This window comes from Klebsiella sp. CB_Kp196 (genome assembly GCF_040061575.1).
In the GTDB taxonomy this organism is placed as follows: domain Bacteria; phylum Pseudomonadota; class Gammaproteobacteria; order Enterobacterales; family Enterobacteriaceae; genus Klebsiella; species Klebsiella michiganensis.
Map to the genome: position 1 here is coordinate 75,329 of NZ_JBEAFH010000034.1, position 15,177 is coordinate 90,505.

General features: G+C 56.1%; 11 protein-coding genes and 1 tRNA gene. 5 read left to right on the plus strand and 7 right to left on the minus strand.

Translation table 11 applies throughout. The annotated features are described in order from the left end of the window. The first annotated feature begins 5 nt into the window (after positions 1 to 5). The 4 genes from yejM (at position 6) to eco (ending at position 3,969) form a co-directional block, all read left to right on the plus strand. Positions 6 to 1,766 carry an LPS biosynthesis-modulating metalloenzyme YejM gene (gene yejM, locus ABLU87_RS08320; protein ID WP_048260716.1) on the plus strand — a complete coding sequence of 587 codons (1,761 nt, stop codon included), beginning with the start codon at positions 6 to 8 and terminating at the stop codon, positions 1,764 to 1,766. Between the two features lie 77 nt (positions 1,767 to 1,843). Continuing rightward, positions 1,844 to 1,920: transfer RNA gene (locus ABLU87_RS08325), tRNA-Pro, on the plus strand. 178 nt (positions 1,921 to 2,098) lie between these two features. Continuing rightward, complete coding sequence (locus ABLU87_RS08330; protein WP_009653963.1) at positions 2,099 to 3,205, plus strand: AI-2E family transporter; 1,107 nt, start codon at positions 2,099 to 2,101, stop codon at positions 3,203 to 3,205. A 272-nt stretch (positions 3,206 to 3,477) separates the two neighbouring features. Continuing rightward, complete coding sequence (gene eco, locus ABLU87_RS08335; protein WP_014230206.1) at positions 3,478 to 3,969, plus strand: serine protease inhibitor ecotin; 492 nt, start codon at positions 3,478 to 3,480, stop codon at positions 3,967 to 3,969. A 44-nt stretch (positions 3,970 to 4,013) separates the two neighbouring features. On the opposite strand, the gene mqo is transcribed toward eco, so the two are convergent. Then, entirely contained in the window at positions 4,014 to 5,648 is a 1,635-nt protein-coding gene (mqo, locus tag ABLU87_RS08340; RefSeq protein WP_025106713.1) for a malate dehydrogenase (quinone), read from the minus strand. A gap of 279 nt (positions 5,649 to 5,927) precedes the next feature. Here mqo and ABLU87_RS08345 point away from each other — a divergent pair, with 279 nt between their 5' ends. Next, the gene (locus ABLU87_RS08345) at positions 5,928 to 7,175 is read left to right on the plus strand and encodes a SulP family inorganic anion transporter (protein WP_014230208.1); all 1,248 of its coding nucleotides are present in this window, start codon (positions 5,928 to 5,930) and stop codon (positions 7,173 to 7,175) included. On the opposite strand, the gene mgtE is transcribed toward ABLU87_RS08345, so the two are convergent. From mgtE to ABLU87_RS08375, 6 genes are all read right to left on the minus strand, one after another. Continuing rightward, positions 7,138 to 8,574, minus strand: a complete 1,437-nt coding sequence (mgtE, locus tag ABLU87_RS08350) for a magnesium transporter (RefSeq protein ID WP_014230209.1) — start codon at positions 8,572 to 8,574, stop codon at positions 7,138 to 7,140. The two genes, ABLU87_RS08345 and mgtE, sit on opposite strands and share 38 nt — an antisense overlap. Positions 8,575 to 8,742: 168 nt before the next feature. Next, on the minus strand, positions 8,743 to 10,386 hold the full coding sequence (locus ABLU87_RS08355) for a multidrug ABC transporter permease/ATP-binding protein (protein ID WP_025106712.1): 1,644 nt from the start codon (positions 10,384 to 10,386) through the stop codon (positions 8,743 to 8,745). A 76-nt stretch (positions 10,387 to 10,462) separates the two neighbouring features. Next, the gene (alkB, locus tag ABLU87_RS08360; protein WP_048260709.1) at positions 10,463 to 11,113 is read right to left on the minus strand and encodes a DNA oxidative demethylase AlkB; all 651 of its coding nucleotides are present in this window, start codon (positions 11,111 to 11,113) and stop codon (positions 10,463 to 10,465) included. Then, positions 11,113 to 12,177, minus strand: a complete 1,065-nt coding sequence (gene ada, locus ABLU87_RS08365; RefSeq protein WP_128334728.1) for a bifunctional DNA-binding transcriptional regulator/O6-methylguanine-DNA methyltransferase Ada — start codon at positions 12,175 to 12,177, stop codon at positions 11,113 to 11,115. The genes alkB and ada overlap by 1 nt, the downstream gene beginning before the upstream one ends. Before the next feature lie 72 nt (positions 12,178 to 12,249). Beyond that, positions 12,250 to 13,302 carry an FAD:protein FMN transferase ApbE gene (gene apbE / locus ABLU87_RS08370; RefSeq protein WP_128334727.1) on the minus strand — a complete coding sequence of 351 codons (1,053 nt, stop codon included), beginning with the start codon at positions 13,300 to 13,302 and terminating at the stop codon, positions 12,250 to 12,252. Positions 13,303 to 13,404: 102 nt separating this feature from the next. Beyond that, entirely contained in the window at positions 13,405 to 14,499 is a 1,095-nt protein-coding gene (locus ABLU87_RS08375) for an OmpK36 porin (RefSeq protein WP_048260705.1), read from the minus strand. Between the last annotated feature and the right edge of the window lie 678 nt (positions 14,500 to 15,177).

The following is a 15,177-nucleotide window of genomic DNA, read 5'->3' on the forward strand; positions in this document are numbered from 1 at the left end:
AGTATATGGTGACTCTTCGTCAGCCCTACCGAGAAAAAGTCTCCCAGATGGTCAGCTGGGGGCACTGGTTCGCCCTTTTCAACATGTTGTTGGCTATGGTGCTCGGCAGTCGCTATCTGTTTGTCGCCGACTGGCCAACGACGCTTGCCGGACGCCTCTTTTCGTACGTCAGCCTCGTTGGTCACTTCAGCTTCCTGGTCTTTACCAGCTACGTGCTGATTCTTTTCCCGCTGACTTTTATCATCGTCTCTCAGCGCTTAATGCGCTTTATCTCGGTTGTTCTGGCGACCGTGGGCATGACGCTGCTGCTAATCGACAGCGAAGTTTTCACCCGTTTCCACCTGCATCTTAATCCCTTTGTCTGGGAACTGGTTATCAACCCCGACCAGAACGAGATGGCGCGCGACTGGCAGCTGATGTTTATCAGCGTACCGATCATTTTCCTGCTGGAAATGCTCTTCGCGACCTGGAGCTGGCAGAAGCTGCGCAGCCTGACGCGTCGCCGCCACTACGCCCGACCCGTTGCCTGGTTCTTCTTTATCTCATTTATCAGTAGCCATCTGGTCTATATCTGGGCGGATGCCAACTTCTATCGTCCGATCACCATGCAGCGGGCCAACCTGCCGCTCTCCTATCCGATGACGGCGCGCCGTTTCCTGGAAAAACATGGCCTGCTCGACGCGCAGGACTACCAGCGCCGTCTGGTGGAACAAGGCGCGCCGGAAGCCGTCTCGGTGCAATATCCGCTGAGCGATCTGCGTTATCGCGATCTCGGTACCGGTTATAACGTGCTGCTGATTACCGTTGATAACCTTAATTATTCGCGCTTTGAGAAAAACATGCCGGCGCTGGCCGGGTTCGCGAAAGACAACGTGAACTTTACCCAGCACATGAGCTCCGGCAACACCGCTGACAGCGGCATGTTTGGCCTGTTCTACGGTATTTCACCGAGCTATATGGACGGCGTTCTGTCTGCGCGCATCCCCGCGGCGCTGATTACGTCGCTAAATCAGCAGGGCTATCAGCTGGGCCTGTTCTCATCAGATGGCTTTAGCAGCCCGCTCTACCGTCAGGCGCTGCTGTCAGATTTCTCACTGCCCGTCGCGAAAGCGCAAAGCGACGAGCAGACGGCAAACCAGTGGATTAACTGGCTGGACCGCTACGCCCAGGATGAAAACCGCTGGTTCTCGTGGGTTTCGCTCAACGGCACTACCTTTGACGACGGGCAGCAGCAAAACTTCGTCCGCCGCTACGGTAACGCCGCGGGCGCGGTCGATACGCAAATTGGCCGCGTGCTGAACGCGCTGCGGGAAGCGGGCAAGCTGGACAACACGGTGGTTATCGTGACCGCGGGCCGTGGAATGCCGCTGAACCCACAGCATGAGCAGTTTGGCTGGTCGCGCGAGCAGCTGCAGGTTCCCTTAGTGATCCATTGGCCGGGCACGCCAGCTCAGGAGATCGCGACGCTGACCGATAATAAAGACGTGATGACGACGCTGATGCAGCGTTTGCTCCACGTCTCTACCCCGGCCAACGAGTATTCGCAAGGTGAGGATCTGTTTAGCGCCGCCCGCCGTCGTGCCTGGGTCACCGCGGCCAATAGCGATACGCTGGCCATTACCACGCCGAAATTCACGGTTGTGCTTAATCACAACGGCACTTACAGAACGTGGAACAGCGACGGCGAGAAAATTAACGATCAAAAACCGCAGCTCAGCTTGCTGCTGCAGGTGCTGACCGATGAAAAACGCTTTATCGCTAACTGATTGATTATTTATAAATCAATCAGTCATTTCCCGGCTTGCATTCGCTTGGGGAACGGGTAATATTGTTCCCCACGAATCGGCACGTAGCGCAGCCTGGTAGCGCACCGTCATGGGGTGTCGGGGGTCGGAGGTTCAAATCCTCTCGTGCCGACCAAATTATTCACCGATTAAATCGGTAACCCCTTAAGAACCCGCACTCTCACAGAGTTTGCGGTTTTTTTAATGTCATATTTCCACCCTGTTCTAAGCGAAACGCTACCGCGACTCTGATTGTAAATCCCGGAAAAACTTCTATTATTTGACTGTACACGTCATTTTTCTGAAGGATTTACATGAGAGTTAATGGACTTACGAAAGGATTTTTCATCCTGATCGTGCTGATCGTCACCCTTGCTTTTTTCGACGTTCTCTCCCCCTATTATTCAGCCATTTTATGGGCGGCCATTCTGGCGGTGATCTTCCACCCGGTGAAGAACAAACTGCGCGATCGGCTCGGCGAGCGTAACGGCCTGGCGGCGTTTCTGACGATAGTGATTATCTGTCTGATCGTGTTTACCCCGCTGGCGATCATCCTCTCGTCGCTGGCCTTCGAGCTCAACGTGGTTTACACCAAACTGCAGCATAACGATACCCAGTTCCCGACCGTGGTAGCCAGCCTGTTTGCTCACCTGCCGGAATGGGCAAGGAGCTTCCTCTCAGAGCATAATCTTGATAGCGCGGAACAGATTCAGCGGCAGCTTTCGGACGTTGCGCTTAAAGGAGGCCAGTACCTTGCCGGTAGCGCATTCCTGATTGGTAAAGGCACGTTCGGTTTTACCATCAGCTTCGGCATCATGCTTTATCTGCTGTTTTTCCTGCTAAAAGATGGCCCGTACCTGGTCAGGCTGATCCTGGAATCCCTGCCGCTATCAAATCACGTGAAGCAGCATCTTTTCGCCAAATTTGCCGCCGTCGCCAGGGCGACGGTCAAAGGCACCGTGGCGGTCGCGCTCGCCCAGGGCGCGCTTGGGGGACTGGCGTTCTGGATCGTGGGCATTGATGGCAGCATCCTGTGGGGCGCGCTGATGGCGTTTCTGTCGCTGATCCCGGCGGTGGGTTCGGCGATTATCTGGGTGCCTGCGGCGATCTATCTCTTCGCGACCGGCCAGCTCTGGCAGGGCGCGTTTATCGTCGGTTTCTTTGTGATCATCGTAGGACTGGTTGATAACATTCTGCGACCTTTGCTGGTTGGTAAAGATACCAAAATGCCGGACTACCTGATCCTGATCACCACGATCGGCGGAATGGAAATCTACGGCATCAACGGCTTTGTTATCGGCCCGCTGATCGCCGCCCTGTTTATCGCCTGCTGGAACCTGCTGTCCGGACGCGATCACGCCGGAAACATCGATGAACTTGATGAGGATTTCTTAGAAGAGGGTAAAAATCACGAGGAGTAGCGGCCGGTATTGCACAACTTTACAGGCATAGAGCGGCATTCCTGTCAGGCAATGACCGGCACCTTAGCGGCTCTGTAATTAGTAAAACATCGCGGGGGCAGCGAGGTCAGGGGGGATACCCCTTGCTCAACCGCGATGAAATCCCCTACTCCTGCACCAATAAGCAGAATTTATAACTGGTATCTGTGAAAATTTTGGTAAACGCCACTGCCCATCAACGTAACAAATGCTAACATTATGCTGTTTATGATTGATAACAAAGGATTACCCACGTGAAAAAAATCACTACGTTTGCTGCCTCCCTGCTGGCCGTTGCCTGCATGTCCACCAGCGCCGCTGCAGCTGAGCAGCCGCTGGAGAAAATCGCCCCGTTTCCAAAGGCGGAACAAGGGATGAAGCGTCAGGTGATTCAGCTGCCGCAGCAGCAGGATGAATCCGCATTGAAAGTCGAGCTGATGATTGGCCAGACGCTGGAAGTCGACTGCAACCGCCACCGCCTTGGCGGCCAGCTGGAAAGCAAAACCCTGGAAGGCTGGGGCTACGACTACTACGTATTTGATAAAGTGACGTCACCCGTCTCAACCATGATGGCCTGCCCGGATGGTAAAAAAGAGAAGCAGTTTGTGATGGCTGGCCTGGGCGATGCGGGCATGCTGCGCTATAACAGCAAGCTGCCGATCGTGGTTTATACCCCGGCGAATATCGACGTGAAATATCGTATCTGGAGAGCGGACGAAACCATCGGCGTAGCCGTTGAGCGTTAATGCCTGAAGAGTGAATCCGGCGGCCTGCGCCGCCGGAGAAGCGCTTACAGCGCGATGTCAGCGATAGGTTTCCCTTCCGGCAGCGGCTTCAGCGTCGCCTGCGGAACGTTATCAGCCTCGGTAAGCGGCTCATAGCGCAGTTCCAGCACTTCGCTGGTCCACGCCAGCGCCTTTTCAATTTCCGCTGCGTTGCCATCCAGACGCGTACCGTAGCTCGGGATAATCGCTTTCAGTTTCGCCTGCCACTCCGCTGAGTTGATCTTCTCTTTGAACACTTTCTCCATCAGCTGCAGCATGATTGGCGCCGCGGTGGAAGCACCCGGCGAGGCGCCCAACAGCGCGGCTACCGTGCCTTCATCATCGCTGACAACTTCGGTTCCCAGGCGCAGAACGCCGCCCTTCTTCGCGTCGCGCTTGATAATCTGCACGCGCTGGCCGGCCTGCCATAAGCGCCAGTCTTCTTTGCGCGCTTCCGGATAGTACTCGCACAGCGCCGCGTGACGATCTTTGTCCTTTTGCAGCACCTGGCTAATCAGGTATTTTACCAGATCGAAGTTATCCAGCCCGACGTTGAGCATCGGCATGATATTCGACGTGTTGGTGGAGGCCAGCAGATCCCAAAGCGAACCGTTTTTCAGGAAGCGGGTTGAGAAGGTCGCGAACGGCCCAAACAACACCACGCGTTTGCCGTCGATAATACGGGTGTCGATGTGCGGAACCGACATCGGCGGCGCGCCCACTTCCGCCTGGCCGTAGACTTTAGCCAGATGGTGAGTCACCACTTCCGGGTTCTCACAAACCAGGAACTGACCGCCGACCGGAAAGCCCGCGTACTCCTTCGCCTGCGGAATACCGGTTTCCTGCAGCAGGGTCAGCGCGGCGCCGCCGGCGCCAATAAAGATAAATTTAGCCCTGATAACCCGTTTCTGGTGGCGATTGTTCGCATCCGCCAGCGTTACGCTCCAGCTTTTGTCGGCGTTGCGCTTAAAGCGACGGACCACGGTACCCAGCTGAAGCGAGAAATTATCATGGGTTTGCAGTCCGGCGATCAGCTGACGGGTAATTTCACCGTAGTTCACGTCGGTGCCGACTTCCGAGCGGGTCGCGGCCACCTTCTGCTGCGGATCGCGCCCTTCCATCACCAGCGGAGCCCACTCTTTAATTTGTTGATGATCTTCAGAGTAGCGGATACCGCGGAACAGCTCGCTTTGTTGTAACGCCGCATAGCGGGCGCGCAGGAAGTTCACGTTGTCTTCGCCCCACACGAAGCTCATGTGCGGCACGCTGTTAATAAAGGATTTAGGCTTTTTCAGAATGCCCCGGGTCACCTGGTGGGCCCAAAACTGACGAGAAATCTGGAAAGATTCGTTGATATCAACCGCTTTATCGATATTGATACCGTTAGCGGTTTGCGGCGTATAGTTCAATTCCATCAGCGCCGCGTGGCCGGTGCCCGCGTTGTTCCATCCGTTCGAGCTCTCTTCCGCGACGCTGGACATCTGCTCGACCATGGTAATAGACCAGTCCGGCTCCAGTTCTTGCAGCCAGGTTCCCAACGTGGCGCTCATGATGCCGCCGCCAATCAACAATACATCCGTCTCTTGCTCATGGCGGGTGTTGGTCCGAGTGTTATTGGAACCAACCGCCTGTGAGCTGGGTACGGCCATCTTTTTCTTCATCGGATTTGAGCCTTACTTTACTCGCTTTTTTATTTAGCGCAGGTGAAACGATTCTCGGCTTCAAAGGTAACACTGAAGAAAAAAAATTTAAATATTGTTTAAATTTTAAGTTGAGTTTTGAGATCTGTTATAAAAATGTTTAATAAATGTGTATCACAAATCACATTTTGTACTGGTGTCAGCGATGCATCCGCGCTATTATCCTCGGTTTTGTGACCGACCGCACGTAAGCAGCGACCGATCCCGGCCAAAATTTTTTAAATTCTGCGAACTTTTTTTATGCCCCCAGTTTCCGATTCCGCTACCTCTGGTCACGCTGGCGCATTAGGCCAGATACTGCGCTCGCCCGCGCTGCTGACGCGTGAAACGCTGGCAGGCGTGCTCACCGCGCTGGCCCTGATCCCCGAAGTCATCTCCTTCTCCGTCATCGCTGGCGTTGACCCGAAAGTTAGCCTGATTGCCTCCGTGGTATTGTGCCTGGCGATGTCGGTCCTCGGCGGCCGGCCGGCGATGGTCACCGCGGCCGCCGGCTCGGTGGCGCTGGTTATCGGGCCCATGGTGCACCAATACGGCGTCGGCTACATTCTGCCGGCGGTCGTGCTGGCAGGCGTTATTCAAATTTTGTTTGGCCTATGCGGCATGGCGCGCCTGATGCGCTTTATCCCGCAGCCGGTGATGACCGGTTTTGTTAACGCGCTGGGTATTCTCATCTTTTTTGCTCAGGTACCGCATTTCTGGAGCAAGCAGCCGCTGATTATCGGCCTGTTCGTGTTGACGCTGCTGATTGTCCTGTGGGCGCCGCGCTTTATTAAAGCGATCCCTTCTCCGCTGATTGCTATCGTTCTGCTGACGCTGTTTACCGTTTTCAGCGGCCAGCTGCTGCCGACCGTCGGCGACGAAGGCTCCATGAGCGGCGGACTGCCGGGGTTAACCAGCCTGATGGTGCCCCTCGACTTAACCACGCTGCGCATCATCTGGCCCTGCGCGCTGAGCATCGCTTTTGTCGGCCTGATGGAGTCGCTTTTGACGGCGAAGCTGGTCGATGATTTGACCCATACCCCTTCCAGTAAGGCGCGCGAGAGCGCCGGTCTGGGCGTCGCCAACATTCTCGCCGGGTTTTACGGCGGCATCGCCGGGTGTGCGATGATCGGTCAGACCATCGTTAACGTTGAAATGGGCAAAGCGCGCAGCCGCGTCTCGACCGTTGCCGCAGGCCTGGTACTGCTATTGCTGGTAACCGCGTTAAGCGAAGTGATGGCGAGAATCCCGATGGCCGTGCTCGCCGGCGTGATGGTGATAGTGGCGGTAAAAACCTTTAGCTGGCACAGCATTCGTCCTGCGGAGCTGGCGCGCAATCCGTGGCCGGAAACGCTGGTGATGCTGGTGACCGTCGGCGCGACCGTCGGCACCAGCAATCTGGCAATCGGCGTTCTGGCAGGCCTGCTCTCAATGGCCCTGATCCCTCGCCGTCTGCGCACTCAAGCGCAGGCTACATCAGAAAAAGCGTCGCCAGCCCAAGAAAAATAAAGAATCCCCCGGTGTCGGTAATAGCGGTAATCATCACGCTGGAGCCGACCGCCGGGTCGCGTCCCAGCTTGACCATCACCATCGGGATAATCACCCCCATCATCGCCGCCATCAACAGGTTGAGCATCATCGCCAGCGTCATTACGCCGCCCAGCTGCGGATCGTCGTACAGCCACCAGGTGATCGCCCCCATAATCCCGCCCCAGACGATCCCATTGATCAGCGCGACGCCCATCTCACGCAGGATCAGGAACGAAAAGCTTCCCGGCTGAATATGCTGTAACGCCATCGCCCGCACGATCATGGTGATCGTCTGGTTGCCGGTGTTACCGCCGATTCCGGCGACAATCGGCATCAGCGAGGCCAGCGCCACCAGTTGGGAAATGGTGTGCTCGAAACCATCGATAACGCGGGAGGCGATAAAGGCGGTGCACAGATTGACCGCCAGCCAGGCCCAGCGGGTCTTCACCGCTTTGCTCACCGGGGCAAACACATCGTCATCGTTGCTCAGGCCGCCCATCCGGCGTAGATCGTTATCCGTCTCCTCATAGACCACGTCAACGATCTCATCGATGGTTAAACGCCCCATCAGCTTGCCGTCGGCATCAATCACCGCCGCGCTGAGTAAGTCATCACGTTCAAAGGTACGCGCGACTTTTTCCGCGTCCTCGTGCGGCTGGAAGGTCACCGGATCGCCTTCCATCACTTCCCCCACCCGCTTCTGCGCATCGTTGAGCAGAATGGTTTGCAGCTCGAGTTCGCCGAGCAGCAGCTTATTGCGGGTGGTCACAAACAGTTTGTCGGTGTTCTCCGGCATTTTCCCGAGTCGCCGCAGATAGCGCTGTACCGCCGCGAGAGTGGCTTCCGGACGAACGGTAATGACCTCGAACTCCATGATCGCGCCGACGGTATTGTCGGCGTAGCGCATCATCTGGCGAATACGCGCGCGTTTATCCGCGGGCAGCGTGGCCAGCAAACGTCCGGTCAGATCGCGCGGCAGGTGCTGCAGCAGGTAGACCTGTTCATCAATATCGAGATTTTGCAGCGCGAACAGCAGGTCGTGATCGCTCATCTCCTCGATGAGGTCGCCCCAGACGCTTTCCGATGCCTCCAGCAGCACTTCACCGCGCTTATCGTCAGCGACCAGCCGCCAGAGCGCGTTGCGCGCATCGTAAGGCAGCGCTTCGAGCGCATCGGCAAGGTCCGGAGGCGGCAGGTGGGAAACCAGCATCTCCACTTCAGCCAGATCGTCGGCAAGCGTGCTGTCATCGTAACGTTCAGCGAGGGTTAATTTACCCAGCAGCGAGGATGTGACGGCTTTATCGGTGCTCAGGAGCCAAATGAGGCGGGCGCGCTCTTCGTCACGCAATCTGGCGCTTTTTTTATGCAAAACGGACATCGGTCAGGCAATCCTTGTAAAAATATCTGTCAGACCAGCAGGCCGGAAGTCTTAAGCATAGCGCGAGGAGGCGGAAATAATAACCGCTATGAATTCAGTCGACGGAAAAAACAGCAGCCTGCGGGAAGCCCGGAGGTCGGCTGGCGCCTCCGGGACGGCGTAAAGCGATCAGGCGGTACGGGCGACCGCGTCGCGGGTCGCCAGCTCGCGCTCATTTCCGGTCAGCTCAGACAGCTGGCCGCCGCGCATTTCCAGCAGCCTGTCGGCGTGCTGAAAGTAGTGATCGTCATGGCTTATAGCAAAGAGGGTTTTACCCATCTCCTTCATCAGCGGCAGCAGCACCTGATAGAACTCACGGCGGAAATGGGGGTCCTGATCCGCCGCCCATTCATCCAGCATGATGATATCTCTATCTTCCGCTAACGCCAGCAGCAGCGCCACGCGCTTTTTCTGCCCTTTTGACAGCTTCAGGTCGAGGATTTTGCCATCGTCGAGCCGTAGCTTATGGTTCATCTGCAGATAACCCAGCCACTTCTCCACCAGCGCCGGGTCAGCCGCCTTCCCTTCCGGCCCCAGCAGTCTGTCAAACAGCCAGACGTCGGTAAACACCGCCGAGAACAGCTTGCGGTAATCTTCCGGCTTATCCGCCGCCATCGGCTGCCCGTCGACCAGGATCTGCCCGGAAAGGGGCTGATACAAACCGGTCAACAGCATAGCCAGCGTCGATTTCCCGCTACCGTTACCGCCGATGAGAAAGACCAGTTCGCCGCGCTTGAGGGTCATGTTGATCGGCCCGACCGCAAAGCTGTTGTCAGGATAATGGAAGGTGATGTCGCGCAGCTCGAGCGTCTGCCAGTGGGGATGCGCCTGCGGCTGCGGGAACTCAGCGCGGTACGGCGCGAGCGAAAACTTATTCAGCTTGTTGAATGCCACCTGCGCGCTGAGCAGAGTGGGCAGCGCGCCTACCGCCGAGAGCAGCGGCGTGCGCAGGAATAATAGGGTCAACGAGTAGGTCGCCGCCACCGCCGTATCGGCCCAGCCCAGGCTGTTGGCCATCCAGAAGACCAGGCCAATCGCGCCCAGCATCATAATATTCGACCAGTTGACCGCGCTCAGATGAAAGGTATCGGCGCGAACAATATGGTGCCGGTATTCTCGCGCATCCGGCAGATAGAGCTGATTAAACACATATTCGGCGCGCTCGCGGTTGAGAGTGAGCTCTTTGCGACCTTCGAGCACCGTCTGGTAGTCGTGATACAGCTTATCTTCGCTTTCGCGTAGCGACGCCATATGCTTATAAACCCGCGATACCAGCATAAATCCGCCCCAGATGGTCAACGCCAGCCACAGGGCGGTAACCAGCATCATTTTTCCTGACAGCCAGGCCAGATAAGCGGCGGAGCCAAAGGTCAGAATAATCCCCTGCACCAGCTCCGGCAGGCGTACGAAGGCAATGGTGATATTGCGGATATCGCTGGTTAGCCCGGCCAGCAGCGACGCGCTGCCGATTTTCTCGATCTTCTCGATTTGCGTATCCAGAATGCGCTTAATAAATTCGCCGCGTAGGCGATAAACGAAATGGTGGCCGAGCGTGGTCAGCGCCAGCTGCGAGCCGAGGGTGACCGCCATCAACAGCAATAGCAGCCCGAGAAACTCCGGCAGGACCGTCAGGGAGGTATCGACAAGGGTTATCAGGCGCAGGTTAATGAAGGCGATAAGCCCAATACCCAGCGCCGCGCTCAGCAGGCTCAGGGCAATGACGGAGATAAACGGCCAGCGATACTGGCGCCAGACAAGAAGAAGAAGTTCCATAACGCGTAATCCGGGCAAGCAAAAACAGCCAGCAGTTTAAACTGCTCGACGATGACAGCAAGAATAATTCTTATTTTTATTCTTTATTACCCGCCAGGCGGAAAGTGAGATTGTAACGACAGCCGCCGGTAGCCGGATGGATGCCCTCTTTCAGCGGTTGAATACCGTGGTAAAACAGCCGCGATTCGCCGCCCCAGACCACCACGTCGCCGTGCTCCAGCAGCACCCGCTGCAGCGGATCGTTACGCCGCAGGCCGCCAAACTGAAATATCGCCGGAAGCCCCAGAGAGACGGAGACAATCGGCGCTCGCAGGTTTTGCTCGTCTTTATCCTGATGCAGCGACAGCTTCGTTCCCGGCTGATAGCGGTTGATAAGACACGCATCCGGGGTAAAGCGCGCATAGCCGCTCGCCGCCGCCGCTTCTGCGGCCAGTTCGCGGAAAAGCGGCGGCATCTGCGGCCAGCGCTTGCCCGTCAGCGGATCGTCGGCAGCATAAAGATAGCCGTGCTGGTTGGTGGTCCAGCCCAGCTCGCCGCAGTTGGTCATCGCCACCGACATCGTATAGCCGCCGGGGGTAACCATCTGGCGAAAAGGCGAACGACAGGCAATCTCGCTGATTGCCTGCAAAAGCGCCGGCGCGCGCTCTCGGGCGTAGCGGCGCAAAATTATCGCCCCCGGAGCCAGCGGCTCCTGCCAGGGCGGCGTATCGGCAAAAAGATCGAGCATTATTTCTCCTCGGATGACGATTCTCGCGCCAGCAGCAGCGCCTTGCGCGCCGTCCCCCAACGATAGCCGGATAGCGCCCCATCCTCGCGAACGACCCGATGACAGGGAATAACCAGCGCCAGTTTATTCGCAGCGCAGGCGCTTGCCACCGCCCTCACCGCGCGGGGGCGACCAATACTTTGCGCCACCTGGCGATAGCTGCGGGTCTCCCCCGCCGGGATCTGACGCAGCGCCTGCCAGACCTGAAGCTGAAACGCCGTGCCGCGCAGATCCAACGGCAGGGAAAACGGCTGCCGGTGGTCATCAAGATGGGAAAATACCTGCGCCACCCGCTGACGAAAAATCTCGTCGCCCGGATGCAGCCGCGCATTGGGGAACAGGCTGGCTAATTCCGCACAAAGCAAGGCGTCGTCCTCTCCGGGCAGCACGGCGCACACGCCCCGCTCACTCTCAGCCACCAGACAGCGCCCCAGCGGACCGTCGCCGCATACCCAGGTAATATCGATATCCCCCCCGCCGCGGCGAAACTGGCGGCCGGTCATTCCCAGCGCCGCATCAGCCTGCTGGTAGTAGCTGCTACTATCCGGAAAACCGGCAGAGAGCGCCGCATCGGTAATTTTCTCCCCCTGCCCTAGCGCTTCGCGTAAACGGCGAGCGCGCCACGCCTGTTGCCAGGCTTTAGGGGTCATTCCGGTGACGGATTTAAAGAGGCGGTGAAAATGAAAGGGGCTGACCGCAAGCTGGCGTGCCAGCGCTTCCAGCGTTATCGGCGTCTCCTGCTCCAGCAGACGGCACGCGGCAGCCACTTTCTCTACCTTCTGCTGCTGCGGATCGGTTTTTTCCGGCTGGCAACGTTTGCACGGACGAAAGCCTGCCGCCTGCGCGCTTGCCACATCAGGATAAAAGCGAACATTTTCCCGCAGCGCGCGGCGCGAGCGGCAGGAGGGGCGGCAGCAGACGCCGGTGGTCAGCACGGCAAAGACAAACTGACCATCGGCGCTGGCATCGCGTTCGCATACCGCCTGCCAGCGGCGCTCATCGGTATCAATCATTATCGTTTTCATCACGGACTCCTGCTGTAAGTGTATCTTCAGTGTGGGCCGAAGTCCGTCATCAAAAACCCGAAATCTTGCGCTTTAATTTTTCTCGCCAACGAGGAAAGTGCGGAACTGCGGCGACATCCAGGTTTTAAACCCATCCCCGTCTTTGATAATCATATAGACCGCCAGCCCCTGTTCGCGTACCACGTCCCGCGCTTTTTCCGGCCCCAGCACCATCAGCCCGGTATCCCAGCCGTCGGCTTCCAGCGCCGTCGGGGCGATAACGGTCATCGAAACCAGTTTATGATCGATAGGCCGCCCGGTTTGCGGATCGATAACGTGCGAGATGCGCTTACCGTCCAGCTCATAGTAGTTGCGATAGCTGCCGGAGGTGCTGATGCCGTGGCCGTTGATATCAACGATCGCCTGTACCGCGTTTTCGCGATCGGTTGGCTTCTGGATCGCCACCCGCCACGGCTGCCCTTCCGCATTCATTCCCCGGCTCGCCAGCGCGCCGCCCACCGAGACCAGGTAGCGCGAGATCCCCTCCTGCTCCATCAGGCGCGCCAGATGATCGGCGGCGTAGCCTTCACCTACGGTAGAGAGATCGACAAACAGATCCGGAATATCTTTTTGCAGAAACTGCTTGCCGGCCTGGTTGATCACCGTCAGATGCTGTAATCCGCTGCGCGCTTTTGCCGCGGCAATCTGCTGCGCATCCGGCGTTTTGACCGGCTGTTTATCCGGGCCAAAGCCCCATAAATTGACCAGCGGCCCGACGGTGATATCCATGGCGCCATGGGTTTTTGCGCCAATGCGCAGCGACATCGTCACGATATCCGCCATCGCCTCGCTGACTGGCCACGGCGAAGTGCCCGGCGAATGGTTAAAGCGCATCAGCGCTGAATCGTTCTTCCAGGTGGAAAGCAGACGGTCGTCGGCATCCAGCTGAGCCTGAACTTTCTGGCGCAGCGCCTCGGCCTTCGCCTCATCAACGTTGATGACGCTAACCCGCCAGAATGTGCCCATGGTTTTACCTTCCAGCACGGTGGCGGCGGATTTTGGCGTCTGGGGAGTGGTGGCTGAATCACAGCCTGAAAGTAATACGCAGGCGCCGAACAGGGCGGCGCGGAAAAAAGTGATATCCATAAAATTGGCTTCCTCTGGCTAAGGCGCAAAGAGTACACCAGCAAGGTTAAACCGGGCATAAAAAAAGGCGCCATCGGCGCCTTTTTTCAAACTTCAGCGTGCTTAGAACTGGTAAACCAGGCCCAGAGCAACGATGTCGTCGGTAGAAACACCGGCGTTACGAGTGAAGCTGTTGTCGTCCAGCAGGTTGATTTTGTAGTCAACGTAGGTGGACATGTTTTTGTTGAAGTAGTAGGTAGCGCCTACATCAACATATTTCAGCAGATCCTGGTCGCCGTAGCCTTCCAGATCCTTACCTTTGGACTGCAGGTAAGCCACGGACGGACGCAGACCGAAGTCGAACTGGTACTGAGCAACTACTTCAAAGTTCTGCGCTTTGTTAGCAAAACCCTGGTTGCCAGCGCGAGTTGCGTTGTAGGTCTGGGTGTACTGAGTCGCCAGGTAGATGTTGTTGGCGTCATATTTCAGACCACCGGTGTAGGTTTCAGCGTTGTCGCCGCGGCCCAGAGCAGGAACTGTGTTCTGATCGCTGGTACGTTTAGAGTGAGAGTACGCGAAACCAGCGCTGATACCTTCCCAGATATCATAAGTCAAAGCGGTACCGTAACCGTCGCCGTTCTGTTTGCTCCAACCACGACCGTTGTTAGTCGAACCTTCACCGCTTACGCTGCCGTTTTTACCCTGATACTGCAGAGCAAAGTTCAGGCCGTCAACCAGACCGAAGAAGTCAGAGTTACGGTAGGTTGCCACGCCGTTAGCGCGAGACTGCAGGAAGTTGTCAGAACCGTAGGTGTCGCCGCCGAATTCCGGCAGAACGTCAGTCCAGGAAGTTACGTCGTAGACAACGCCGTAGTTACGACCGTAGTCGAAAGAACCCGCGTCGCCGAATTTCAGACCAGCAAATGCCAGACGAGTCCACGCCTGATCGCTGGAGCTCTCGGTGTTGTTTGCCTGAACGTTGTATTCCCACTGGCCGTAACCGGTCAGCTGGTCGTTGATCTGAGTTTCGCCTTTGATGCCCAGACGCATGTAGGTCTGGTCGCCATCGGAAGATTTGTCGTCAGAGAAATAGTGCAGACCGTCGATTTTACCGTACAGGTCTAATTTGTTGCCATCTTTGTTATAGACTTCAGCCGCATTCGCTGCGCCTGCTACCAGCAGTGCCGGTACCAGGAGGGACAGTACTTTAACTTTCATGTTATTAACCCTCTGTTTGTTATATGCCTTTTATTATTGCCACTGCTTACTGATTACCCTTCTAATCAGTCGGCTGTTTCATTGTGCTGCAAAACGAGGAATAATCCAACAAGAATATGATACTAAAACTTCTAAGATGTTTCAAAATACCCACAAGATGTTTCAATTTGTAAATATGAGGGAACTTTTTTTCGGCCCTAAATGGGTAGCGAAATAAGCACTAATAATCAAAAAATAAAAATTTTTAATCCCTGTCAATGAGTTACACGGTTACATATCTATAGCACTGAATGGTAAAACAAAACTCTCGTCTGCGACTAAAATTACCCTCGCTATCATCATTAACTTTATTTATTACCGTCATTCAGTTCTGAATGTCTGTTTACCCCTATTTCAACCGGATGCCTCGCATCCGGTTTTTTTTACCCTTCTTTACACATCTTTAATTATTCCATGCTACCGGCGAAAAAAAATAACGGTTATTAATCAAACAGCTTGCGAATAAACTCAAAGCTGTTTATATAATTTCTTGTTATTTAGTGCTATTTCCGTTAGTCAATCCGTAAGTAATTGTACAAAATCACTCGGGCCGTACATCTTTGCTCGCCGCGCGGGTTTGGGATAAGTCTCAAGGCAAAAAAGTCGTTGTATAGTATTCAGATGTATGGATTTTGGGCG